Source organism: Desulfobacter hydrogenophilus (assembly GCF_004319545.1).
GTDB lineage: Bacteria > Desulfobacterota > Desulfobacteria > Desulfobacterales > Desulfobacteraceae > Desulfobacter > Desulfobacter hydrogenophilus.
This window is the reverse complement of sequence record NZ_CP036313.1, coordinates 4,703,763-4,726,404: the sequence shown is the minus strand read 5'-3', so window position 1 is coordinate 4,726,404 and position 22,642 is coordinate 4,703,763. Positions and strand designations below refer to the sequence as shown.

Here is a 22,642-nt window from a genome sequence, read left to right as displayed (position 1 = left end):
AAGTCTAACAGATCGTATTGGTTAAATTCCAATCCACAACCACAAAACCCCAAAAAATATAGACCACTATTTGTCACAGAAAACGATCAAAGATATTTGGGGCTGATATAAATATAATAAATATAGTATATTATAACTTTACATAACAATGGACGTCGTACAAGCCTGAAACAACCGGCAGGGCAAAAGATCTGTCTTGACAAATTTAATGATAACGTTTACATAAATTAAGTGTAGAGGACAAATAAAACTGGAATCTCGACTTTATTTGCGCAAGGGGCTCAAAGGAAAATGGTAAGCATTAAAGATGTAGCTATATCAGCCGGCGTATCAACGGCAACCGTGTCACGCGTGCTTGCCGAGAAACCCTATGTGCGTCGGGAAGTCAGGGATCGCGTGAAGGCAGTGGTTAAAGAATTGAATTATAGCCCGAATCGGATTGCTCGAAATCTTCGATCCAGGACATCAAAGGTGATCGGGTTAATTGTTTCCGATATTGAAAATCCATTTTTTCAACAAATCAGCCGGGCCGTTGAGGATGCCGCCTACGAACAAGGCTATAGCGTAATACTCTGCAACAATGATGAAAATCCCGAAAAAGAGATTCTTTATCTGCATCTTCTCCGGGATGAAAACGTAGCCGGCATCATTTTATCTGCAACACGCCAAACCGCTGACAATTTTACCAAAATATCCGAGCTTGATATCCCGATGGTTGTGATTGACCGGAGGGTGAACAATGGTGCGGTTGACAATATTTTGATTGACAATGTGCAGTCGGCTTACACCATAATAAGCCACCTGATCGAACATGGTCATCGTCGCATTGGCGCTATCTTCGGTATCGGCAGCACCACCGGCCGCGAACGAAGGGAGGGCCTCCTATCGGCGCTAAAAGATCACAATATCCAGCAATCATCCGATTTGATTAAATACACCAATCCCCGAGAAGAAGACGGATTTAACACGACCATAAAGTTGATTCAGCTACCTGAACCGCCCGATGCTATTTTCACCAGCAACAGTCTGCTGGCCGCTGGCGCGCTGCGTGCACTTCGAGAAAGCAAAAAAGCGATTCCTGAAGAAATCGCCTTTGCCAGTTTTGACGAAACCACCTGGGCCAAACTTGTCGTACCGGCCCTAACCGTAATCGAGCAGCCCACCCATGAAATCGGCCGAACGGCTACCGAATTACTCATCAAAAGAATTCAGAATCCGAATCGCTCTACTCGACAGGTTACTCTGAAAAGCAGATTAATTGTCCGGCAGTCCTGTGGTTGTCAGAATTAAGAGGTATTGAGGCTCAAGTACGAATTCGGTCGCTCCACTTTTCACCCATTTTATGTGGGCATGTTTTTTTCTTGCTTCGACCATGGCAAAAATTTCATCATATAAAATATTCATGCTTGATGTCCAGGGGGGTTCTTGTATATCTAAGATATTCAGCTGGGGTGAATTTATAAATTCTATCACAAAAACATTCTTGACATGATAAATAGTTTTATATAGATAACTTTAGAAGTCACATGAAATAAAAAAATCAAGAGATATTCCTTCCAACGACACCCTGAAAAGGAGTTTGGCCCTATCCATGAAACAGGAAATCAGCACCGCTCACCAGGACGCCAACGCAAAACTCAAACTGCTGGAGACCTTTGGCAACACTTCTTTTGACCACCATTATTTTGCTGAAATCTGTGATAATCCGCTCACCGGCGCATTTAAGAAAAAAACCGTGGTGCATGCCGGTCTTGGGGGCACGCCCGTGCCACAGGAAAAGACTGCCGGGGTATGGCACACCCTTTCAAAGACACAGCGTCGGGGCAAAACCAGTGCATATATCCACATTCCCTTCTGCCGCACCCATTGCCTCTATTGCGGTTTTTTTGCCAACTTTGCCCAACAAGACAAAATGCAGGCATATGCCAAAGCCCTGATTCGGGAACTTGAAGCTGACCAGGATTTGGATTTGGTGCAAAGCCATCCTGTTAATTCCGTCTATCTGGGCGGCGGTACGCCGATAGCCCTTGAAAGTAATCATCTAAAACAGGTGCTTGACACCGTGCACCGCTGCCTGCCCTTGGCCAATGACTGCGAAATCACTGTGGAGGGCAGGGCCAGTGACCTTACGGATGAAAAAATTGAAGCCTGCATTGAAGGCGGGGCCAACCGGTTTTCCATCGGGGTCCAGAGCTTTGATACCAACATCCGTACAAGCTTAGGCCGTTTGGCCGACAGACAAACCGTCATGGAAAGCCTTTTACGCCTTAAACAGACCAACCATGCCGCCATCATCATTGATCTGATTTTCGGGCTGCCCGATCAAACCATGACAATCTGGGAAAAGGACGTTGACACCTTTTTGAAACTGGAACTGGACGGCGTGGATCTTTATCAACTTATCCGTTTCCCCGGCAGCGGCCTTGATAAGGCAGCCAGGGCCGGCCGATTCAAAACATTGGCAGACCAGGCCCAGCGGGCGTTGATGTTTGAAGCGGGCGTGAACCGCATGAACCTTGCCAGATACCGGAGGCTGTCCATCAGCCACTGGGGTCGAAAATTCAGGGAGCGAAATCTCTATAACCTGGCCATGAAGGAAAAGGCAGACTGCCTGGCCTATGGTTCCGGGGCAGGTGGCAGTGTAAACGGACATATGATTTTTCTGGACGGAAATCTTGGGACCTACCTTGCAACAGCAGGGAAAACCAAGCCCGTGACACGCATCATGAGCCCGCCGGCCCATGCCAACTTAATCCGCCTGATTTCAGGCAGCCTGGAACTGGGATATATGGACCTGCGGGGTGCCGGAAAAACCCTGGGACTGGACCTTGAAACCATTTTTGTCCCCCTGACGGACCAGTGGGAACGCGCCGGACTCATCACATTGGACCAGGGTTGGATCACCTTGACCCTGGCCGGACAGTTCTGGCAGATCAACCTGGCCCAGGGCATGATTGACTATTATAAACAAATAAGCACCGCTTCGTCATGAACCTGTTTGCGTCGGATTACTGGGATCCTTCCGAACTCATACTCATCGGCACCTTCACAGGACTGATCAAAATTTCAACCATGCTCATCGCCCTGGCCGGCGGTGGAATGAACCCGGTGACCCTTGTACTTAAAAATACAGTGGCCACATCCCTGCTCATCATCCTGGTATACAAAATCAGAAAATTTGGTGTACTCACCCTGTTTTCAGTCATCAGCACCCTGGTATCCCTACTGCTGATGGGCGGCAACCCCATGAGCATTGCAGGGGTAATCATTTCAGGCTTTGTGTGCGATCTGTTCATTGCGCCATGGAACGGGTTCCACAAACCCATACGCCTGATCCTTGGTATTGCCCTGTTTGATTTTCTGTCCCGGGCCGTTTCCCTTGGATATTCCTATTTTCTGTACCAGGAACAGATGGGCATGTTTATCATGGGGGTTATGGTGGTGGCATTAGGCTACGTTGGCTGTCTCATGGGGCTTGGTACAGGCATTATATTTGTTAAGGAGCTTCGCCATGCCGGCATTATCCGTGAATAATTCTGCAAGCCTTCTGCCCAAAAATTTTATAGATGTACGGACCCGGATGCTGATCTGCCTCGTCTGTTCCGCAGGCATCATATTTATCCAGTCATCTCCGGCCCTTGGGGTTCTGGCCCTGGCCAGCCTTATCTATGCCCTGGCCCATGGCCGGGTCAGGGTTTTGGCCGTGACATGGTGCGGTGTGGGTGTCATGTTTGCCATTGCCATGGGCTGTATCCGCATCATGCTGATATTCTGGCCGGAAATCGGCGAAGCCGGCCCGGGCGCATTTTTCAACCCTTTTCTACGGGTCCTGGTCCTGGTGAACACAGTTTTTGCCCTGGCCGTGTCCAGCCGGATCCAGGATGTTATGACCGGCCTTAAAACCCTTGGCCTGCCTTTTGTTATTTATCTGCCGGCATCGGTAATGATCCGGTTTATCCCTGAATTTATAAACGACGTAAAACTTATCCGTGAAAGCATGCGGATCAAGGGGTTTAATCCGGGCATTCAATTTGTCACCCTGCATCCTTTCCTGGTTGTCCGCCTTCTTGTGGTACCGTTAACCATTCGCGCCCTGCGCTCGGCTGATACGTTATCCGTGGCCGCAGAACTCAAGGGCATGGATGCAAATACACCCATGACAAAAATGCCGTCGCCCAAGCCCGGTGCCTGGGACATCGTTGCGACGGCCTGTGTGCTGGTGCTTACCTTTGGCAGCATTGCCGCGGAGAAACTGTTTTGATTGAATTTGATCATGTATTTTACACCTACCCGTTCCAGGAAAAACCGGCTGTGGCGGATATATCATTTTCTGTTTCCAACGCAGAGACGGTTGTCTGTACCGGGGCCAGCGGATCAGGCAAATCCACACTGATACGCCTGATCAACGGGCTTGCCCCCCATTTTCACAAAGGCACGTTGTCCGGCCGGGTCCGGGTGGCGGGAAAAGATACGGCACAAACCCCGGTCAAGGCGCTGTCATCTCATGTGGGCACCATGTTCCAGGACCCGGAAAGCCAGTTCTTCGCCCTCAGAGCCCGGGATGAACTCACGTTTGCCCTGGAATGCCGGGGCCAATCCGTTGAAAAGATCGAAAATATCACCCATCATGAGGCTGACAGATTCGGCATCACCCACCTTATGGACAACATGATTTTTGACCTGTCCCAGGGGGAAAAACAGAAACTGGCTTTGGCTGGTATTATGTGCATTGCCCCGGATATCGTTATCCTGGATGAACCTTCGGCCAATCTTGACCCAAGCGCGACTCGGGAGCTGGCCGGCCACCTCATGGACCTTAAACGCCGGGGCATCACGTTATTTATTGTGGATCACCGGCTTTACTGGCTAAAAAACCTTGTTGATAAGGTCCTTGTCCTGGACCAGGGACGCCTGGCCTGCCAGGGGACGTTTGAATTTTTGAAAAATAATGATCTGCGCAAAAAATTCGGCTTGAGAAAACCGGATGTTGTTGAGCCTTATCTTCCTGCAGCCCAGTGTTATGCGCCCCCGCAAGGCTGTGCAGACAACCGCATTGATGTAAAAAATCTGACCTTTGGATATAAAAAAAAGCCGCTGCTTTTCCAGGATGCGTCATTTGAACTACCCATGGGACAGGTGGTTGCCGTTACAGGCGCAAACGGCACGGGGAAAACCACCCTGGCCCGTCTTTTGACAGGTCTTTTGCCATTTAAAACCGGTGCCGTCCGGGTCAACGGCACACCGCTCCGGCCAAAGGATCTGTTGGCCCGGGGCAGTATTGTGCTGCAGAATACCGACCACCAGCTTCATATGAAAACCGTGAGCCGGGAACTTGCCATTGCCGCCCGGAACAATCCTGACCGGGACAGTACTGTGGCGGATGTCACGGCTCGTTTCGGTTTAGATTCATTTTGTCTTCGCCACCCCCAGTCCCTGTCCGGGGGACAAAAACAGCGGCTTGTCATTGCCGCAGCCCTGGTAAAAGCCCCGGATATCCTGATTTTGGATGAACCCACCAGCGGACTGGACGGCACCAACATGAAAATGATTGCAAAGGTGATGATCGACATGGCCCGGAAAGGGACCATGGTTCTGGTGATCACCCATGACCTTGAACTCATGGACATGGCCTGCGACTGTACCCTGTCCATGCCACTATCAAAGCCTGTTTAAACATTGATGATGGAAACAAAGATGAAGGACGATCCCCATCACAGTATGACCCCGGAACGCAAAGCCAGGCTTGAAGAGGCGGCTAAACATCCGGATGAAAAAGACCTGGCAGATGCCCGGGCACTGTTTGTTGAACTGGCACAAACAGCTGCCGGAAAGAAGCCTGCCTAAGCCCCCCAAAAAAAAGTTGGAAAGGCAGGCCGATACCTTGGCCGGCAGGCCTGCCTTTCCGTGGTTTAAACCCGTTGAAAAACGGATAAACAATTTTTGCGTACCAGATCCATGGCAGTCCGTCAAGCACCTGTTATGCGATATTTAAGGAACGCGAAAAAGAAAGGAAAAAGAATGAAGAAATGGAAAATTTTTTTTATGGCGGCCGCAGTGGCTGCCATTGCAGGGACAGGCACAGCAAATTATACCCTTGCAGCTGACACATCAGACGCAACCGTCCAGACCGAAGAAGAAACCGCTTCCGTAGAAAAAAAAATGGTGGTCACCGCCAAATCCAATCAGGCAGATCATGACATACCAGTCTCTTCAACCATCATTACAGCAGAAGATATCGTCTCATCCAATGCAGCTTCCATCAAGGATGTGCTGATTGAACAGGCTGGGATTAATCCTAGTGTCAATAGCTCATCTGTATATGGGCGGCAGAATATCAGCATCCGCGGTTCAGCCACCGGCCATGTTTTGATCCTGGTAGACGGGAAAAAAGTATCCGGGTCCGATGCCCAGATCGGGCATTCCGATTTTGAGTACAACTGGGTGCCCATGGATGCCATAGAACGCATTGAAGTGATCAAGGGCCCCATGAGTTCCATCTACGGTTCCCAGGCCATTGGCGGTGTTGTCAACATCATCACCAAAAAGAGCAGTAAAAAATTTTACGGAGACGTTGATGTCAGCTACGGCGACAGCAGTGATGACGGCGGCGATGAATTCAAACTCGGCCTGAGTGTGGGCGGCAGGATTGCAGACCGGCTCTCACTGTTCGCCAGTGCGGAACACAGTGACCGGGACCCGTCAAGGGACGAGAACGACAGCACAGAAACCAAAATAGAAGGTAAGGAAATCAACAACGGTTTGGCAAAAATTCAGTTTGATATTGACGAGACCCAGTACATTGAAGCTTCCTACGGCCAGGGCAACGAAGACCGGCTCGAGGTCGATAATGTCTTATATTATGACATTGACCGAAAAAACTACTCGGTGGGATACAACAAGGAATTCAATTCCGTAACCCTGGACTTTGACGCCTATGTGACCGATTCTGATACCCATTATACAACCACCAGTTCCACGGGCGGGTACACCCACAACATGACCGATTCTGTGATCCGGGGGGAAGTTGATATTGCCGCCTTTAAAAATCAATATATTGTCACAGGCGCTGAGTTCAAAAACCAAGATTATGAAAAAGCATATGACAAGGATGCCGGCTCAGACAAAAATTTTGCCGATGATATGGACAACACCTCGATATTTCTCCAGGACGAAATCAATATCACAGAGGCGTTTATTATCACCTTGGGTACCCGGTATGATTACCATGAAAAATTCAACGGGGAGTGGTCTCCAAAAATCGGGGCGCTTTATAAACTTGGGGAACATCACCGCATAAGGGTCAACTACGGAGAAGGGTTTATGGCACCCACCGTGACCCAAAATTCATCATCTTACGTGGCCACAGCCATGAGAGGCATCACCATATCCGGCAACGACGACCTTCAGCCGGAAACTTCAAAATCCGTTGAACTTGGGTATGAATTTTTCACGGACACCATGGAGTTCAAGGCAGCGGTATACAAAACCGATGTGAACAACCTGATTGACACGGAATACCTGCCGGGATCTTCCAGCGAAAAAATATATACCAATGTGGACAGCGTGACCATACAGGGATTTGAATGCGAACTGTCCCAGGATATCACACAAGACTACAACATCCGCATCGGGTACCACTATCTGGACACCGAGGATGACTCAACAGGAAAAGACTTGGAGAACCGGCCCAGACACACCGTCAATGTCCGGCTCAACGCAACCCTGCCATGGGATATCCATGCCACGGTGGGTGCCAATTATACGGGTGAACAGATAGATGACGAAGAGGAGTGCGATGATTTTATCCTTTTCAACGCCCAGATTTCCAAAACGTTCTATGATAGCATCACCCTTCGTTTAGGGGTTGATAATATCAGTGACGAAGACTTGGACGACATGCCCTATGATATTGCCGGCAGAATGATTTATGCCGGCATGAATTTTAAATTTTAACCCCCATTAACTTAAAAGTTTAAGAGCCTGTTTAAAATTAGGGGATCGAAGCGAAATCTCATGAGAATGAGAACCAATTTTCTCAAATTTTTTGTTAATAGCCGGACTATTGACTGAGTTTTTGAAGGTTACGAACCCTGGTTTTGGGATTTTTCCATTGTTTCCAAACAAGAGTTCGCAGTCTTCGCATTATCCAGATCTTGAGCCCTTTTAAGGAAGGATTTGGCCTCTGTAAACCGAAAATAATTCCACCATCCCCGAAAGTATTGGTTCAAACCCTGAATGACCAGCCACAGACTTTTACCCCACTTGCGGCTGATTAATTTCCGGACTTTGTCCTTGAACCGTTCCATACTCTTGGCATGAATCCGAATCTTTGACTGTCCACACATTGGGAAATATCTGAATTCAAGAAATTTGCGCAACCACGGTCTGCTGACAGCACTTTTATCCTGGTTTGCTTTGAGTTTGACTCGATGATCCAGTTTTTAAAAATTGACATGAGACCTCGCTGGCAGTTATTATCCCCATGCTAACAGAATGCTTTGTATTTTAATGATGGGGCGGATTGATAATTCCCCCAAGAATTTAGATTCATGTGCTTTTGAGAATCGTTTGCCTTTACAAAATGCTCTTTTAAAAATACCGAGATCTGCTTGAAATGGGATTCTGGGTCATCACTATGAATGATTTGTTCGACAAAGGATAAGATGCAGTCAACTTTGACGGTGTCACATAGGCTGCCAACAGTTCTTGCGTGCAGTTTGTTATTTATCGAGGCCACCTGGTCAGGATGAAGCAGGAGACAATGATCAACCAACAGACTCAGGGTCAAACTTCTGTAAGACCCGTCTTCATCAGGTTGTTTGGTCAAATTTCCCCAGCCTTCATTCGTCTTATGGTCTTGAATAAAAACCTCTACTAACCATCTGAGTGTAAATGCGTCTATGATATCAGGATATCGCCAGGTCAGATCCGAAGCGGCAAGATACCGATAGTCCTTTTCTCCAATGTATTTTATTGCAATGACAAATCTTTTTTTCTTATGAGCACACACATGTATTCTGGCACTTTTAATGAGTACAACAACCTCTTTACCTCCACGTACATGTATGGTCTTTTGAATTGGTTGAATATTTTTAAAATATGTTTCAACTGATTTTTTATCGCTCTTGAGTAAAATATTTTGATTGTACCTTATTTGGCTGATAACTTGGGCGTTTCCTGCAATTTTAGACGCTTCATCCATGAACTCAGCATTCCCATATAAGGCATCTGCAACAATCGCTTCTATTTTTATTTCCGGGTGTTTCTCTACAAATATTTTTAAAAGAGCCTTGGCAATCATTGGAATGGTAGGATATTCTTCTGAGCGCACCGGTTTTTTTGGGCGTTCTGATTTTGGTACGCCAGCCTTTTTTAATCTTTTATCCTCCTTGGTCCATTCGCTGATTTTTGGATCAGGAATATGAAAGGCGTAGCCAATTGGAAAGCTGAGTTTTGGTGTTATCAACACCAAAAATACTAAGCCTTGCCCCATGCAAAAACCACCCGTTGATTTGTCTTTTATTTTGTGGACTCCAAAAATTTTTGTTGTGCATTTACTACGCTTTTTATCGGAATCATCAATACTGACAACACCTTTGGTAATGCCATATACTTTGAAAATAATTTTAAGGCTGAGATGAAACAGATGCTCCCAAGCAATTTTAGAATGGCGAAACATCCAGGAAAGAGCTGTAGTTTTATACAATCCCACACTGATACGTGAAAAAGCAGCCCAATTGATGCTGCTGGTCAAGATGATTCCAGTGATGCAGAAACCCAGCCAGAATTTTTGTGATTTGCTTAAGGTCATTCCTGGGGATGACTGTGTTAATTCAGTATTCAGTGAATCAGTATACTTTTCAACAAACGGCAACAGCTTATTTATTAACACATCCGCCTCATTCCTTATTTTCATAAATGAGGTGTTATACTGCAATTGAACTATTGTATTCAAATAACATTTATTTTACTCTGCTCATTGAAGGCTGGCCAACCGATGAGTGAGATATCAGTTTGGAAAATTGGTATTATAGCATCGACTTGACCAGCCTTTGCATTTTTCAATACTGATTACCTGGTCTTCCCTCAAAAAAACTGGATCATCGAGTTTGAGCTTCACGGTCGAAAAATTTTGACAGGTCCATATCCACGACATATGGATAACCTTTAACCATGTACCTTTTACCCTGCATTACCGCATCGTGTGCGGATCTGCCTGGCTTGAATCCATAGCTGCATTCAGAGAAAAAGGGCTCCCATACCTGTTCCAGGATCTGGGAGATGGCCTGCCGGGTAAACCGGTCCAGCACTGCGGGTATTCCAAGTAAACGGACACCGCCGTCCGGTTTGGGAATTTCCTTCCTTTTCACCGGCAGCGGTTTATGCTTACAGTTAAGCAGGTCTCGCTCGATTTCAGGCCAGTACTTTGCCAGGTAGCTCCCAAGTTGACGGGTTTTCATACCGTATACTCCAGGGTCTCCTTTGTTGGCACATAGGAGACCTCCCGGGGTAAACACATGCCTTTCAGTACGTGAATGCCGGGTTTACGGATACACCCTATAATGGATAGAGGACTTTACCTTGTTGTGCCGGCTCGTCCCGGTCTATGCGCCTCATACCCGATTTCTGTACGTCATCCCTTACTTTTGTGGTGCCCTGCCTCAGCAGGACGGCTCCCTTTCGAAGCATCGTCACCGAGACCCCGTTGCCATACCACTACACCCTTGTCCTCCATCAGGCTGGGTCTAAGACTTGCCAAATGTATTGGAATTTTATACATTTGACTCACTTTTAAGAACATGTGCCGTGCCAGCACACACAAGGCTCTTGCAGCGAAACACAAAAAGCCGCGCCCGCTGTAGAACGGCTAAAACGGGGTAAATCATGGAGATACCGATTGTTATTGCTACCGCCATGTTGGTTACGGCTACGCTATTACCTTTATGGCGCCATCCTCATTGGCTGGTAAGGGGAATGGACTTTCCACGCATGCAACTGGCGGCCGCTGCATCATTATTAATCCTGATACAAGTCATTTCGCTGGACCTTGCAAAAAACCAGACTTGGACTCTCATTAGTATCACACTGGTGTGCTTGGCCTGGCAGCTGTGGTGGATCATGCCATACACGGTTCTCTGGCGATCAGAAGTTAAAACGACAAAAAATCCTAACCCCGATCGCAAACTCAGCATTCTCACGGCCAACGTATTAACACCCAACAGGCAATTCGACGCTTTTTTGAAACTGGTCAGCCAATACGCGCCGGATGTACTCGTGACGCTGGAGTCTGATCAGTGGTGGCAACGTCATCTCGATACGCTACAAGCTGACATGCCCTACAGCATTAAATGTCCCTTGGACAATCTCTACGGCATGCATGTATACTCTCGCTTGCCGCTTGAGAACACGGAAATATCATACCTTGTTGAGGACGATATTCCCTCAATGCACGTCCAAATCAAGTTGCGCTCGGGCGACCTGGTACGCACGCATTTTCTTCATCCTGCTCCCCCCAGCCCCAAAGAGAATCCCGAATCTGAGGAACGGGATGCGGAACTGGTGATTGTTGCCCGGAGCATAGTGGACAGTGATCAGCCTGTTGTCGTGACAGGAGACCTCAATGATGTAGCCTGGTCAGCAACGACACGCTTGTTTCGCAAGCTCAGCGGATTACTGGATCCGCGGGTGGGACGGGGAATGTTCAATACGTTTCATGCCAAATACCCATTTGTCCGTTGGCCGTTGGATCATCTGTTTCACAGTCATCATTTTACCGTAAGTTCGATTAAACGTTTGCCTTACTTTGGTTCGGATCATTTTGCTCTGCTGACAGAGTTGTCATACAGCCCAGTGCGGGGTAAAGATCAGGAGGGTTTGATGGTCGAAACCGATGACAAATTGTGGGCTCGATCTATCGCAGAAGAACAGGGCGCAAGTGCGAAGGATGTACCCAACCCAAACGAAATGGGGTCAGATCTTGAAAAATAAGCTGATAACATACTGATCTAATAGTTTAAATATACCAGTTACGGTATGATATGGCAGACTGTTGGACGAAGTTAAAACCAACCCCCCAAATAAGATTTATCATGATATAAGAACGACACTATTATTTCTTGATTGAATCCCTTTTCCAGCAAAAAAGCTTTTTGCTGTATGGATTTCCAATAGCCTGCCTGGTTTTTAATTCCAGACATTCTTTCTCTGGGATTGAACGTATACATATATTTCCCTTTGAATATGGTTAACTATACTCATTTAAAAAAGTCATGACCCCCAGTGAAACTGGGGGCTTGATTGTTAACCGCTCAAAGCGGTCTTTTAAAAGCGCCTAAAGGCGCGGTTTAATCAAACAAGTTCATCTGTTCGCAACGTTGATCCTCTTTTTCTTGATGCCGGATATATGCTCGAACAATTTGTTCGTCGATTCCTACTGTTGATGCAAAATAACCTCTGGCCCAAAATTTTTCACCATTATAGTTCCTTTTTTTACCACAAAACTGACGTGCTATCTGAATAGCACTTTTCCCCTTGATGAACCCAACTACCTGAGCCACGGCAAATTTGGGTGGAATGGAGATCAGCATATGAACATGGTCTGTCATCAAATGTCCTTCTTCGATCTCGCATTCTTTTTGTTTTGCCAAACCATGTAGTATTGACCCCAGTTCCCGACGTAATTGCCCGTAAATAACTTTCTTCCGATATTTTGGAATCCAAACCACATGATACTTGCAATACCACTTTGAATGCTTTAAACTTTTATAATCTTTCATACAACCTTCCTTTAATAGCTTTGAGCGGCTAACTTAAGGAAGGTTGTTTATTTTCAACTCCCGGAACTGTCAAACTTTTCGAGTCCTCCACCGGAGGTGGAGGTTTACCCAATAGAATTATTACAGGAAGTAATTTGAGAATAACAGAAAGTCGTGCTCAGTTTAGGACTTAAACGTAAACCTGAATTAGGAGAAGAGTTATGAATCTAAAAAAATTAATTGTAGTGTCGCTATTCTCAACAGCATTGATGCTCATGGGTTGTGAAAAAGAGGGTCCAATGGAAGATGCCGGGGGGAAAGTGGATAACGTTATTGAGAAAACCGGTGAAACTGTAGAAGAAGCCGAGGAGAAAATGGATAGTGCTATTGAGAAAGCCGGTGATACTATGGAAGAAGCCAAGGAGAAAATGGATAGTGCTATTGAGAAAGCCGGTGATACTGTAGAAGACGCCGGAGATAAGATAAAGGATACCACGAACTGATAACTCCGAGATACCTTACATGATGAAGAAGTCGAAGGGCTGCTTTAATATAAGTCCTGGGAGTTGTTGACAACATTAAAGTTTTCCCCCCTGCTCGGAAAGAACATTCAACAGGTTTTAAAGAGACCGTCGGCAATGCGAGAACCGTTGCAAGAGTATAGTCAAACCTGCTGTGGAATCGAAAAATCAGTGGAATGAATATTGATGTCGATGCAGACGGCGGAGTCGCAACGCTCAGCGGGATGGTTTCATCCGAAGTCGAAAAACAAATGGCGCACAAGCTGGCTGAAAATACCAGCTGTGTATACCGTGTGAACAATAAACTTAAGGAGATATCTTATGCTTTCCTGGGCTCTATTATTTTTAATCATTGCGCTTGTAGCAGGCGTTCTTGGTTTTGGCGGAATTGCCGGTGCTTCCGCGGGGATCGCAAAAATACTGTTTTTTATATTCTTAATCGTTTTCATTGTTTCATTGATAATGGGCAGGCGGACACCACCACCAACCTGATTCTTATATTAGACATTATTCGGCATAACAGCCATGGGATAGCTTGGTCTATCAATACCGAGGCTCAACCCACAACAAAGCATGAAAGTAATTCAGTAACTTATTGAAACTTTCATATAAAAAAATGTCTATTAAATAATAAGGATTTATGTGTCCGGGAATACATTACGCAAGGTTCCTGATATCTGCTGGAATGTTTTTCCCGGGCATTTTTGTGACACTGAGTCTTAACATAGGATTATTTTTTACAAAGACAGTTCTTCCTTTAGGGTCATGGAAATTTTAAAATCCACCAATAGAGCGACGGATTTTTGCCTGGTTTCAAGGCGCGTCAATGCGAATATATTGGGCTGTCTGCGCATTGACGCAACGCAGAAACCAGGTAAAAAGACAAGCTGCATGGTGGATTTTATTGTTTCCATGGCCCTTATTTAAGAGCTATTTGTGATCCTCAAAACCAGGGAAATCAAGGTCACCACCAATCCGTTGAGAACGCCCAGAACGATCCAGTCACGCATCCGGGTATATGGTACCGCTGGGGATGATGGGACGTCCCGCCGGCACAAAGCCATCATATGAAAAAAGTGACAAAGGTCTTATCAGATGGAGAATTATTTCCACCTTTCTTGATATAGAGAAGAATGTAGATCCAACGTTTTCAAACTAATCCGCGATGAGCGTTTATATGTTATAATTTCTCAGCCAAGAAAAGTGGGGGGTGGGCCTTACCCCTTGGTTGTATCAACTGCATCCATTTGCCGAATCAAAGCCATGGCCTGGGTTTTGTAGCGGCGGTGGGCGGCCGCCTGTTTCAGTATTTTGCGGGCCTGGTCGGTGTGGCCGGCCCGGCAGGCGCACAGGCCGTGCATGAACAGGGATTTGGCATCCTTTTTGTTGAGCACAAGGGCTTTGGCAAAGGCGCTTGAGGCCTTATTGAAGACCTTTGCTTCGTAATGGATCCATCCCTTAAGCTTCCACATGGCATGGGAATGGGGATAGGCTTTGAGGCCCTGTTTCACTGCAGCCAGGGCTTTGTTCATTTCGCACGCATCAAACCAGGCCGATGCCAGTCGCTCGTAGAGTTTGAGGCTGGATTTTAACGCCAGGGCCTTTTCATAGTTTTTCGCGGCCAGGGCCGGGATGCCAATGTTATTGTAAAGGTCGGCCAGCAGGGTCTGCTCCCTGAGGGGAAGGGGAGTGATAAGGCCGTAGGCCGACAGGTTTTGGGCCGCTTTTTTATGGTTGTTAAGAGCCAGGTTCAAGGACGCGGCAAGGCGGAGCAGATAGGGTTTGGCATTGGGAATTGCCAGAAGGCGTTCTACGGTTTTAAGGGCTTTGGCAGATTTTTTGTTTTCAATGGAAAGCTGGACCATTAATTTGACCCAGTTTTCTTCAGGGGGACCGGCCTGGCCCGAGGTGAGAAATTCAAGGTGGGGCAGGGCCTTGGCAGGCTGCTTAGCAGACAGCCTTGCCACCGCCGAATGGAAGCGCAGGGTGTGATTGGTGCGCCCGGTCAATTCCCAGGTTTTTTCCAACGCTTGGGCTGCACGCTCAAAGCGTCCCAGATCGTAGCAGATTTTTCCCAGGTTCTGCCAGGCCGGGGCATAGGCCGGACACAACGCAAGGGTTTTTTCGTAAAAAGCGACGGCTGTTTCCATTTTTCCCATCTCCAAATTGAGTCCTGCCAAGGTGAAAGTAACATAGGCATGGTTTTCATCGGGGTGCTGGGCAATGAATTGGGTCAGCTGCTTACTGGCCTGATTCAATTTGTTTTCGGCCATCAACTTCTGGGCCTCTGAAAGAAAGAGTCGTGCATCCCGGGTCAGGGTCTGTTCATCGGGGCAGGCCCCTTGAGGAGCCTCTTTGGGCTGGCTATAGGCCGCAGTGCCGGAAAAAATAGTTATCAGAAACAAAAAAACTGTGAATCCTTCCATACATTGCTTCATTATTGTCCCTCCAGTTTAAAGATGATGCTGGTGGTAACCCGGGTGGCCACCTTCCTGCCCATGAGTTCGCCCGGGGTGTATTTCCAAGACGAAACGGCATTGAGTACACTTTGGTCAAATACTTTCGGGGGATTGGATTCCAGGATTTCGATCTGGGATACCTCACCCTCTTTGCTGACCAGGAATCTTATTTTTACTTCCCCTTCCATGCCCATGCGTTTGGCCCGGTAAGGATACTGCGGACTGCGCTTGAATTTGGGAACGGGAATGGTGTCCACGGCAGTTTCATCCATGACGGCGTTAAAATCCGATGCGGCGGTTTGGGGCACAGGGGCCTTGGGCGGTGCAATCATGGGGATTCCCCCGGAAATCCTGGGATCAATATCAAGGTCCAAAGCCGGCATGTTAAGCTGTAATTGTTTTTTGGGTACCATCTGCTTTTGGCGGGCTATTCTGTGGATTTTTTCCGGCGCTTTTTCCGGCTCTTTTTTTTTATCCGGGGTGTTTTTGGGCTTAGGGGGCGGAGGCTGGTTTTTTAACCGGATAAAATTGACGGTGTTCAGGCTTTCAAGGTCGTTAGATGTTTTGTCCATGTGGATGAGCCCGGGCAGTATACCGAACAGGGCCAGGTTGATCAGGGCCGCTCCGAAAAAGGCCTGGATCAGGTAGGACCTGCGAACCTGTCTGCGTGCCTCGGTCTCCATCAGGCACCGCCGTTATCTTTGGAGGCGGCGATACTCACCTGTTTGGCACCGGCCAAACGGCATTGGTCCATGACCTGGATCACTTTACCGGTGTAGCTGATTTTGTCCGCCACAATAACCACAGCGCCTTCGGGGTTTTCGGACAAGGCCCGGGTGATATGGGACCGCAGGCTCCGGATATCGATTTGCCGGCCGTCAAAGTGGATGCTTCCCTCCGGCGATACCGCTACAAGAATGTTTCCGTTTTCCGTCAGGGCAGCCGAGGAGGCCGAAGGGCGCTGGACGTCAATGCCGGTTTCCCTGACAAAACTTGTGGTAACCATGAAAAATATGAGCAGAAGAAATACCAGGTCGATGAGGGGGGACATGTTGATGCCCATTTCCTTGTTCCTCATGCGCAGGGAACCGCGTACATTTATCATTACAGACTCCTTTTGAGGATGGATACGGCTTCGGTGAGCCTGGACTTTGCCCGTGCCGACTGTTTGTAAAGCAAGACGCTCATGAAAAATCCGGGAATGGAGACCACCAGGCCGCTCTGGGTGGTGACCAGGGCTTCGGAGATGCCCCCGGCCATGGCTTTTGCATTGCCTGTACCAAAAAGGGTAATCACGTCAAAGGTGGTGATCATCCCTGTGACGGTGCCAAGCAGGCCGAACAAAGGAGATACGGCCGCCAGAACCGCAATGGCGGCAAGGTACTGTTCAAGATAAGGGCGCATGGCCATGGCGCATTGATCTACAATTCCTTTATCCACTGCAGTGTTCCGGGTGCGGTTGGCCATTAGGTGCCGGACCAGGTTGGCCCGCATGCCCCTGACTTTTCCCGGCAGGTTTCCTTTTTCCATGATTCTGACCAGGGTGTGAAGCTCTATGTCTTTTTTTTCCAGCCGGGAAAAAAAAAGCACCCGGTCCAGGATCAAGGTCCACATGACAAAAGAGCAGAATATCAGCGGAACCATGACCAAACCGCCCTGGCTCAGGTAGGTGAAGATTTGTTCTGTCTGGTTACTCAGCGCATTCACAGGTACAGGCCTCCCTGAAAATAATATTGGTCAGGGTCACGGCTTTTTCTTCCATATCGCCGATGACGTGGTCCACCTGGCGGGTAAGGAAGGTATACAGCAGCATGATGGGGATGGCCACGCCTAGGCCCAGCATGGTGGTGACCAGGGCCGTGGAGATCCCCCCTGACATCATCCTGGGATCGCCGGTGCCGTATAGGGTGATGACATGGAAGGTGGAGATCATGCCGGTGACCGTGCCCAGCAGGCCCAGCAGCGGGGCAATGGCGCCCATGATGTTGAGCATGGGCAAAAATCGCTCAAGCCTTGGCAGTTCTTTGAGAATGGACTCCTGGAGAACGCTTTCAACGGTTTCCCGACATTCCTGCCTGGCATTGAGTCCCGATTTGAGTACATTGTGCACCGGGATTTTTTTAGCTTCAACCATTTGATCGCACTCCTCCCAGGCCCCCTGGGCCGCCAATTGGTTGACCTTTCCCATCACTTTATCCGTATTGGAATGAACCCTGCTCAGGAATAGACTCCGCTCAATGCCGATGAATACGGCAAACACTCCCAGGGCCAGGATGGGCCAGACCAGCATGCCTCCCTTTTCGATTTGGTCTTTAAGGGTCTGCCGGTGGGTGATCTGGCGCAGGGCACCGCCCCGGGAAATATCGATGTAAACACTGTCTGAGTTCCCGTTCATGTATGTTGACAGGCTTTTTTGTATGCTTCTTTTGGGTAGTGCGGATAAGGCGTAAAGTCGGCCGGTTTCCGGGGAGTAATTTAAAAATCCGGTTTTTTTCCCTGCGCGGTATGCACTGGTGAAACCGCCAAGGGTAAGAACTTCGCCTTTTACCTGTTCGCCGGTGTCGGAAACAAATGCCATGGTTTCCAAATCGATGCCTGCGGTCAGGGTCATCTCTTCCATAAAAAGATCGGCTATGGCCCCCATGTCGTCCAGGCCCGGAAACCGGTTGGTGTCAAGCATGGGGGTAAGTTTATCCAGTCGGCCATTATCCCTGGCCGTGTAAACAGATGCTGTGAGCAGTGATTTGAGGTTGCCTGCGGCCACCCGCACGGCACCGGAAAGTTCATCCAGTTCCGCTTGGCCCTGGGCGGCCTTTTCTGCCAGTTTTTGATTTTCCAGGGTAAAATAGGTGATGCGGTCGGTTTTCTCTTTTATGCTGGTGTTGAGGATTGCTACCCGGTCGGATAGGCTCTTTATTTCCCGGGTCAGGGTGGCCTTGTCCTTCTGGATATCCGCCGTAACGGATTTAAGGTTCTGTTTTGCTTGATGCAGCTGCTTTTTTGCTTCCACGGCCGCCTGGCGCATATCCCGGGCATGGCCGGACCCGGCAATAAGGCCTATACAAACCCAGGCGAGAATGGAAATTATGATTCGTTTTTTCATTGTCAGGAATCCTTACCTCGTGCGTTTTATTTCAGAATTTTACCAAGGGGCAGTTTTACCAGTTCAATACTTCTTTCCAGCCGGGCCATGGCAATGGCTTGGGCTATATCTCGATTTTGGCTTTCGGGCAGTGGCTGCCATTGGGCTGCCGCCGGATCAAATACAGCGCTTTTTTTCTGATCCAGAGACTGGCAGAGCAGGGATACCCGGCCCAGGCGGAACACATCCACAAGGATATCCCTGCCGCCGAGACTGATGGTTTCCTGGGTGACTTCAATGGTGGTGCCGTATTCGGCTTCAATTTGCAGGGCTTCAAATACCCGTCTGAATTTTTCTGCCGGCGATTCTTCCGGGTCTACCATCATTTCTTTTAAAGAGGCAATACGGCCGGCCCGTTCCTGGGCAAGGAAAGGCAGGTCTGCCGCAATGCCGGCTTCAAGGGATACCAGCACCCGGTCCAGAAAACCGGACAGCTCGCTTTTCACCCGGGCGGTCTCTTTGTCCCGCCGCAGGTTTTCCTCATATTTTTTCTCTTCAAGGGTCAGGCGCAGGTTTTGCTTTTTAAGATAGTTTTCAAGGTCGACAGCTTCTTTTTCCAGAAGCTCCAGCCGGTCGGCAAGCTCCCTTGCTTCATCCTTCCAGTTGGTTTTCATATTCTGGACATGCTTTTCGGTATCCATGGTTTTGGAAATGTCCGTGCGTATTTCTCCTGTGACGGAGGCTGCGGCAATTGCCGCGCAGGGCGTGAAAAAGAGCAGGGCAGCCAGTCCTGCTGAAAGGAATGGGGACATTTTTTGGGGCACAGTGAACCTCCTTGAATTGAATAATTTCTTTTTTGGCGCTATATAGCTCATAAATTTATTTGTTGCAACTAATATTTTTGTTCTCTTTAAAAAAATAAGTTCCTCATTAAATAGCGTATTGAATTAATTAACTCAAAGAAATAAACTTTTTAATTGGCATATAACAAAATATATCATATGTTCCTGTCAGTGTTATTTTACAAGTGCAAACTGGCCCATAATTTTCTCAGCGTAGTCCCATTGAAACAGCCGCCGGTAATCCCCCGGCGGCTGTTTCCTTATGGCTCGCAGGTAGTGTTGCTAAAATTTAAAATTTCGGTATGTCATGAACTATCCGGCTTTCTTCAAAAGCGATTATACCTATCTTCAGAAAGTAAAAATGGAAAAAGCCTGGTATCTGCTCCGGGAAGGCGACATGTCCGTTACCGAGGTTGCCGGAGAGGTAGGCGATACCAATATCAGCCATTTTGCAGCGCCTTCAAACGGCAGTTCCACATCAACCCCGGGACATTAAAAAAGGCAAGAATGTTGGGACATCTTCCAATTACTTCGGAGCCTGGAAAGGTGGCCTGATCCGTTCTATCCACAGCAAAAAGCCTTTAGCCCTTCTTCGGTTGGATAAGGACAATCTGGGATTTGCCGTGTAATCCATCCTCAATAAGATATAAAGAGGCCCCGGGATCTGTGGAAATTATTACCCGCCAGGATATTGTGGATATGAACGCCCAGACCCTGGCCGATGCCGTCCAGGATGCAGCCGGGCTGGTGGTGACCATGGAGACGGGACGGAACATGCGTCCGTCCATCAGGGGAACCGGCACCAAACATACACTGGTGCTCATTGACGGTCGGCGTATGGCCGCAGGGTTCAAATTTTTTACCGGAATGGAGCAGATCCCCGTGGATATGATCGACCACATTGAAGTGCTCCGGAGGCCGGCATCAGCCTTGTACGGCAATGATGCCATCGGTGGGGTGGTGAACCTGATCACCCGCAAAACCCCTGGGAAATTTACCCTGGAAGCCACAGGGGAAGTGGGGCAGTCCACCTATTCCGAGGGCGAACTTGGTGTGGGGCAAGCCCTGGTGGGTTTAAAGGCCGGGGATGTGGGATTTCTTTTATCAGGCAGCCTCCGGCACAAGGACGGGTATGACCGGGACGGGGAAGCACCGGATGACGGGGACGATATCAAGCTTACCTGGGAGTGTTTTCCTGGCCCTTAATTGAAAATAGCAAGGAGGCGATTCGCGGTTACTTTGGCAGCGACATGCTCCCGGGTTTCGGCACTGATATCAAGATTCCCCCGGTTTTCAAATGGGCCCTGGCCATAAGCTTCGCAGACCTTTTCCTCGTATGTGTCCCGCAATTGCCTGAAGGAGGTTTCTACTTCAGGGTATTTACCCGATTCCCTATAGGGCAGGCGGATAAACCCGCTGGTTTCCCCGGCTTTAAAATAAGGAACCTGGAAGATATGGAACCGTTTCGGGATCCAGTGCGGATGGCGTTCATTTTCTCCTGGTAGACAGAAATTTTCATGGGGCCTTGGGAGCCGTGGAATAAAGCTCTTCACGGATACGGCATGGATGGCCAGGGATTTTTCAAATGATTCAAGGGTCATTGTGTAGGTTAGGACAGGCCTGTAATTTCCTCTTTTTTTCTTTATTTCCCAGCTGATTTTCATACTTATTTCTCGCTTATTAAATTAATCATGTCTCCAAAGGGGGCAGGGTCATCTCCCTGTCCGGTCCTGATCCAGAGGACCGGGTAGTCTGGTGCCTGGGCAGGAAAGAGCCGGCATTCCATGTCTGAAAAAAAGATCAGGCAGAAAGGGGTGATCTGGTTTTCATCAATAAATTGGAATACCGGCCTGAAATCGGTACCGCCGCCCCCTTTCGGAGTGAAGTCAAAGGGCAGGTCCCAGGGGCAAACCGTTTCGTAACGGCTGACGGTAAGATCGTTGAACAGGATATGGACTCTGGCAGGATTCATGGAAAGAATGGCCGAAAGCTCCGCACTGAAACGTTCCAGTTCTTCGGGCCGGATACTTCCTGACGTATCCACTGCAACGGCCATTTCCGGCAACTGGTCCGAGACCAGGGCCGGGAAGTAAATATCCTGGTGGATGTACCGGCGGTTGGGCTGGGACCAAGTGTAATCACTGCGGGCGGACTGCTGAATGAACCGGGCCAGAAGGTCGGTCCAGGGTAAAGACGGACTGAACCGTTCTTTGATAAAGATATCCACCCCTTTGGGCAATTGACCCATGATCCGGGCGGTGGCAGCGGCCTGGACCAGGGCCTGTTCCCAGTCGGTTTCAGTTTCTTCTGTGCCGCCCGGGGACGGGGCTGTGTCTCCATCACGGACCTCTCCGGCAGGGCCGTGATCCGGGTTATCCGGTTCAGGGGTGTCCGGTTCGGATGGCTTTGCGGTTTCTATTTGATTCCAGTCTTCTTTTTGATCTTCCTGGTTTTGCTCATGGCTTTCCGCCGGGGACGGGGTGGTTTGGCTTTCGTCAGATTTTTTTTCCTCGTGGCTTTCGTCGGCATCTCCCTGTGTCAGTTGCGTGTAAACCTGCTCGGCGGATTTGCCCTCAAGAATTGGGTCATAGAGAAACCCGTCCGGCAGGATGAGGCCGGCTTCGAGGAGAATCGGGTTGATGGCGTAGTCACAGGCACTGTTCCAGGTGTCTGCATTCCGGTCTCCCCGGCGCAGGTGATGTGCGCAGGCCGGATGCATCACGGTATGGGCCGTCAGTCCCACCAGTTTTTCCCGGGGGAGAATATTTATATAATTGGGGTTGTAGCCAAAAGTTTTACCGTCGGTCCAGGCTGTGGCGCAGTTTGTATCTTCTTTAAATTTCAGGCGCAGGGCCAGTGATGAGATTCAAATAATGTAACGGTATTATGGATTTAAGATTCTAACAAAAATGTCAAATTTGTTTTTGATTTAAACTTGTTGTAGCGAAACACCAATAAAAGCAGAGTTACAAAATAATGTAAC

The 22,642-nt window shown here is 48.4% G+C and carries 26 protein-coding genes; 13 read left to right on the top strand and 13 right to left on the bottom strand.

Annotated features, from left to right (window positions below):
* The first annotated feature begins 291 nt into the window (after window positions 1-291).
* The 7 genes from EYB58_RS21020 to EYB58_RS20990 all read left to right on the top strand — a co-directional run bounded on the left by EYB58_RS21020 (window position 292) and on the right by EYB58_RS20990 (window position 7,953).
* A complete protein-coding gene (locus EYB58_RS21020) occupies window positions 292-1,290 on the top strand; it encodes a LacI family DNA-binding transcriptional regulator (protein ID WP_111960224.1) in 999 nt (332 codons plus the stop codon).
* A 301-nt stretch (window positions 1,291-1,591) separates the two neighbouring features.
* A complete protein-coding gene (gene hutW, locus EYB58_RS21015; protein ID WP_111960226.1) occupies window positions 1,592-2,992 on the top strand; it encodes a heme anaerobic degradation radical SAM methyltransferase ChuW/HutW in 1,401 nt (466 codons plus the stop codon).
* Complete coding sequence (locus EYB58_RS21010; RefSeq protein ID WP_111960228.1) at window positions 2,989-3,534, top strand: MptD family putative ECF transporter S component; 546 nt, start codon at window positions 2,989-2,991, stop codon at window positions 3,532-3,534. Before hutW ends, EYB58_RS21010 begins: the two co-directional genes overlap by 4 nt.
* Window positions 3,512-4,261 (top strand): energy-coupling factor transporter transmembrane component T family protein, encoded by a 750-nt coding sequence (locus tag EYB58_RS21005; RefSeq protein WP_111960230.1) that lies wholly within the window; start codon window positions 3,512-3,514, stop codon window positions 4,259-4,261. Before EYB58_RS21010 ends, EYB58_RS21005 begins: the two co-directional genes overlap by 23 nt.
* Window positions 4,258-5,673, top strand: coding sequence for an ABC transporter ATP-binding protein (locus EYB58_RS21000; protein ID WP_111960232.1), 1,416 nt, complete (start codon window positions 4,258-4,260; stop codon window positions 5,671-5,673). The genes EYB58_RS21005 and EYB58_RS21000 overlap by 4 nt, the downstream gene beginning before the upstream one ends.
* 21 nt (window positions 5,674-5,694) lie before the next feature.
* Complete coding sequence (locus tag EYB58_RS20995; protein WP_207309095.1) at window positions 5,695-5,844, top strand: flavodoxin family protein; 150 nt, start codon at window positions 5,695-5,697, stop codon at window positions 5,842-5,844.
* A 174-nt stretch (window positions 5,845-6,018) separates the two neighbouring features.
* The gene (locus EYB58_RS20990; RefSeq protein WP_163354629.1) at window positions 6,019-7,953 is read left to right on the top strand and encodes a TonB-dependent receptor plug domain-containing protein; all 1,935 of its coding nucleotides are present in this window, start codon (window positions 6,019-6,021) and stop codon (window positions 7,951-7,953) included.
* A 128-nt stretch (window positions 7,954-8,081) separates the two neighbouring features.
* On the opposite strand, the gene EYB58_RS24930 is transcribed toward EYB58_RS20990, so the two are convergent.
* The 3 genes from EYB58_RS24930 to EYB58_RS20975 form a co-directional block, all read right to left on the bottom strand.
* Window positions 8,082-8,306, bottom strand: a complete 225-nt coding sequence (locus EYB58_RS24930) for a group II intron maturase-specific domain-containing protein (RefSeq protein ID WP_423201863.1) — start codon at window positions 8,304-8,306, stop codon at window positions 8,082-8,084.
* 179 nt (window positions 8,307-8,485) lie between these two features.
* On the bottom strand, window positions 8,486-9,916 hold the full coding sequence (locus tag EYB58_RS20980) for a transposase (protein ID WP_170299865.1): 1,431 nt from the start codon (window positions 9,914-9,916) through the stop codon (window positions 8,486-8,488).
* A 184-nt stretch (window positions 9,917-10,100) separates the two neighbouring features.
* Window positions 10,101-10,460, bottom strand: coding sequence for a reverse transcriptase domain-containing protein (locus EYB58_RS20975; protein ID WP_242637467.1), 360 nt, complete (start codon window positions 10,458-10,460; stop codon window positions 10,101-10,103).
* A gap of 424 nt (window positions 10,461-10,884) precedes the next feature.
* Between EYB58_RS20975 and EYB58_RS20970 the strand changes: the two genes are divergently transcribed.
* Window positions 10,885-11,988, top strand: a complete 1,104-nt coding sequence (locus EYB58_RS20970) for an endonuclease/exonuclease/phosphatase family protein (protein ID WP_111960829.1) — start codon at window positions 10,885-10,887, stop codon at window positions 11,986-11,988.
* A 356-nt stretch (window positions 11,989-12,344) separates the two neighbouring features.
* Here EYB58_RS20970 and tnpA read toward each other — a convergent pair whose 3' ends face one another.
* Window positions 12,345-12,776: an IS200/IS605 family transposase gene (gene tnpA, locus EYB58_RS20965; protein WP_131071982.1), complete on the bottom strand. Its 432-nt coding sequence runs from the start codon at window positions 12,774-12,776 to the stop codon at window positions 12,345-12,347.
* A 200-nt stretch (window positions 12,777-12,976) separates the two neighbouring features.
* Between tnpA and EYB58_RS20960 the strand changes: the two genes are divergently transcribed.
* Window positions 12,977-13,258 carry a hypothetical protein gene (locus tag EYB58_RS20960; protein ID WP_111960596.1) on the top strand — a complete coding sequence of 94 codons (282 nt, stop codon included), beginning with the start codon at window positions 12,977-12,979 and terminating at the stop codon, window positions 13,256-13,258.
* 167 nt (window positions 13,259-13,425) lie between these two features.
* Window positions 13,426-13,875 carry a BON domain-containing protein gene (locus EYB58_RS25035; RefSeq protein WP_428840411.1) on the top strand — a complete coding sequence of 150 codons (450 nt, stop codon included), beginning with the start codon at window positions 13,426-13,428 and terminating at the stop codon, window positions 13,873-13,875.
* Between the two features lie 138 nt (window positions 13,876-14,013).
* Here the strand turns inward: EYB58_RS25035 and EYB58_RS23395 are convergent, their stop codons facing one another.
* The gene (locus EYB58_RS23395) at window positions 14,014-14,190 is read right to left on the bottom strand and encodes a hypothetical protein (protein ID WP_165477789.1); all 177 of its coding nucleotides are present in this window, start codon (window positions 14,188-14,190) and stop codon (window positions 14,014-14,016) included.
* 22 nt (window positions 14,191-14,212) lie between these two features.
* On the opposite strand from EYB58_RS23395, the gene EYB58_RS24545 reads away from it, so the two are divergent.
* A complete protein-coding gene (locus tag EYB58_RS24545; protein ID WP_278186275.1) occupies window positions 14,213-14,347 on the top strand; it encodes a hypothetical protein in 135 nt (44 codons plus the stop codon).
* Between the two features lie 146 nt (window positions 14,348-14,493).
* Here the strand turns inward: EYB58_RS24545 and EYB58_RS20950 are convergent, their stop codons facing one another.
* The 6 genes from EYB58_RS20950 to EYB58_RS20925 are packed head-to-tail and all read right to left on the bottom strand — an operon-like array spanning window position 14,494 to window position 19,641.
* Window positions 14,494-15,714, bottom strand: a complete 1,221-nt coding sequence (locus tag EYB58_RS20950) for a tetratricopeptide repeat protein (RefSeq protein WP_242637466.1) — start codon at window positions 15,712-15,714, stop codon at window positions 14,494-14,496.
* Window positions 15,714-16,418, bottom strand: coding sequence for an energy transducer TonB (locus EYB58_RS20945; RefSeq protein WP_111960592.1), 705 nt, complete (start codon window positions 16,416-16,418; stop codon window positions 15,714-15,716). Before EYB58_RS20945 ends, EYB58_RS20950 begins: the two co-directional genes overlap by 1 nt.
* On the bottom strand, window positions 16,418-16,840 hold the full coding sequence (locus EYB58_RS20940) for an ExbD/TolR family protein (RefSeq protein ID WP_111960590.1): 423 nt from the start codon (window positions 16,838-16,840) through the stop codon (window positions 16,418-16,420). Before EYB58_RS20940 ends, EYB58_RS20945 begins: the two co-directional genes overlap by 1 nt.
* On the bottom strand, window positions 16,840-17,442 hold the full coding sequence (locus EYB58_RS20935) for a MotA/TolQ/ExbB proton channel family protein (protein ID WP_242637465.1): 603 nt from the start codon (window positions 17,440-17,442) through the stop codon (window positions 16,840-16,842). The genes EYB58_RS20940 and EYB58_RS20935 overlap by 1 nt, the downstream gene beginning before the upstream one ends.
* Window positions 17,426-18,838 carry a MotA/TolQ/ExbB proton channel family protein gene (locus EYB58_RS20930; RefSeq protein WP_111960588.1) on the bottom strand — a complete coding sequence of 471 codons (1,413 nt, stop codon included), beginning with the start codon at window positions 18,836-18,838 and terminating at the stop codon, window positions 17,426-17,428. Before EYB58_RS20930 ends, EYB58_RS20935 begins: the two co-directional genes overlap by 17 nt.
* Before the next feature lie 26 nt (window positions 18,839-18,864).
* The gene (locus tag EYB58_RS20925) at window positions 18,865-19,641 is read right to left on the bottom strand and encodes a DUF3450 domain-containing protein (RefSeq protein WP_242637464.1); all 777 of its coding nucleotides are present in this window, start codon (window positions 19,639-19,641) and stop codon (window positions 18,865-18,867) included.
* 325 nt (window positions 19,642-19,966) lie between these two features.
* Between EYB58_RS20925 and EYB58_RS20920 the strand changes: the two genes are divergently transcribed.
* Both EYB58_RS20920 and EYB58_RS20915 read left to right on the top strand, forming a co-directional pair.
* A complete protein-coding gene (locus EYB58_RS20920) occupies window positions 19,967-20,155 on the top strand; it encodes a helix-turn-helix domain-containing protein (RefSeq protein ID WP_111960586.1) in 189 nt (62 codons plus the stop codon).
* 122 nt (window positions 20,156-20,277) lie between these two features.
* Window positions 20,278-20,865 (top strand): TonB-dependent receptor, encoded by a 588-nt coding sequence (locus EYB58_RS20915; protein WP_170299857.1) that lies wholly within the window; start codon window positions 20,278-20,280, stop codon window positions 20,863-20,865.
* Here the strand turns inward: EYB58_RS20915 and EYB58_RS20910 are convergent.
* Both EYB58_RS20910 and EYB58_RS20905 read right to left on the bottom strand, forming a co-directional pair.
* Window positions 20,862-21,323, bottom strand: coding sequence for a hypothetical protein (locus tag EYB58_RS20910; RefSeq protein ID WP_111960582.1), 462 nt, complete (start codon window positions 21,321-21,323; stop codon window positions 20,862-20,864). The genes EYB58_RS20915 and EYB58_RS20910 overlap by 4 nt on opposite strands.
* 2 nt (window positions 21,324-21,325) lie before the next feature.
* Window positions 21,326-22,510, bottom strand: a complete 1,185-nt coding sequence (locus EYB58_RS20905) for a vWA domain-containing protein (protein ID WP_278186449.1) — start codon at window positions 22,508-22,510, stop codon at window positions 21,326-21,328.
* Window positions 22,511-22,642: the final 132 nt, after the last annotated feature.

Bases quoted from the DNA above. Each gene is read 5' to 3' on its own strand.
- EYB58_RS21020 (WP_111960224.1), top strand. From the start codon at position 292: ATGGTAAGCATTAAAGATGTAGCTATATCAGCCGGCGTATCAACGGCA.
- hutW (WP_111960226.1), top strand. From the start codon at position 1,592: ATGAAACAGGAAATCAGCACCGCTCACCAGGACGCCAACGCAAAACTC.
- EYB58_RS21010 (WP_111960228.1), top strand. From the start codon at position 2,989: ATGAACCTGTTTGCGTCGGATTACTGGGATCCTTCCGAACTCATACTC.
- EYB58_RS21005 (WP_111960230.1), top strand. From the start codon at position 3,512: ATGCCGGCATTATCCGTGAATAATTCTGCAAGCCTTCTGCCCAAAAAT.
- EYB58_RS20995 (WP_207309095.1), top strand. From the start codon at position 5,695: ATGAAGGACGATCCCCATCACAGTATGACCCCGGAACGCAAAGCCAGG.
- EYB58_RS20990 (WP_163354629.1), top strand. From the start codon at position 6,019: ATGAAGAAATGGAAAATTTTTTTTATGGCGGCCGCAGTGGCTGCCATT.
- EYB58_RS24930 (WP_423201863.1), bottom strand. From the start codon at position 8,306: ATGGAACGGTTCAAGGACAAAGTCCGGAAATTAATCAGCCGCAAGTGG.
- EYB58_RS20980 (WP_170299865.1), bottom strand. From the start codon at position 9,916: ATGAAAATAAGGAATGAGGCGGATGTGTTAATAAATAAGCTGTTGCCG.
- EYB58_RS20975 (WP_242637467.1), bottom strand. From the start codon at position 10,460: ATGAAAACCCGTCAACTTGGGAGCTACCTGGCAAAGTACTGGCCTGAA.
- EYB58_RS20970 (WP_111960829.1), top strand. From the start codon at position 10,885: ATGGAGATACCGATTGTTATTGCTACCGCCATGTTGGTTACGGCTACG.
- tnpA (WP_131071982.1), bottom strand. From the start codon at position 12,776: ATGAAAGATTATAAAAGTTTAAAGCATTCAAAGTGGTATTGCAAGTAT.
- EYB58_RS20960 (WP_111960596.1), top strand. From the start codon at position 12,977: ATGAATCTAAAAAAATTAATTGTAGTGTCGCTATTCTCAACAGCATTG.
- EYB58_RS23395 (WP_165477789.1), bottom strand. From the start codon at position 14,190: ATGGAAACAATAAAATCCACCATGCAGCTTGTCTTTTTACCTGGTTTC.
- EYB58_RS20950 (WP_242637466.1), bottom strand. From the start codon at position 15,714: ATGAAGCAATGTATGGAAGGATTCACAGTTTTTTTGTTTCTGATAACT.
- EYB58_RS20945 (WP_111960592.1), bottom strand. From the start codon at position 16,418: ATGGAGACCGAGGCACGCAGACAGGTTCGCAGGTCCTACCTGATCCAG.
- EYB58_RS20940 (WP_111960590.1), bottom strand. From the start codon at position 16,840: ATGATAAATGTACGCGGTTCCCTGCGCATGAGGAACAAGGAAATGGGC.
- EYB58_RS20930 (WP_111960588.1), bottom strand. From the start codon at position 18,838: ATGAAAAAACGAATCATAATTTCCATTCTCGCCTGGGTTTGTATAGGC.
- EYB58_RS20920 (WP_111960586.1), top strand. From the start codon at position 19,967: ATGAACTATCCGGCTTTCTTCAAAAGCGATTATACCTATCTTCAGAAA.
- EYB58_RS20910 (WP_111960582.1), bottom strand. From the start codon at position 21,323: ATGAAAATCAGCTGGGAAATAAAGAAAAAAAGAGGAAATTACAGGCCT.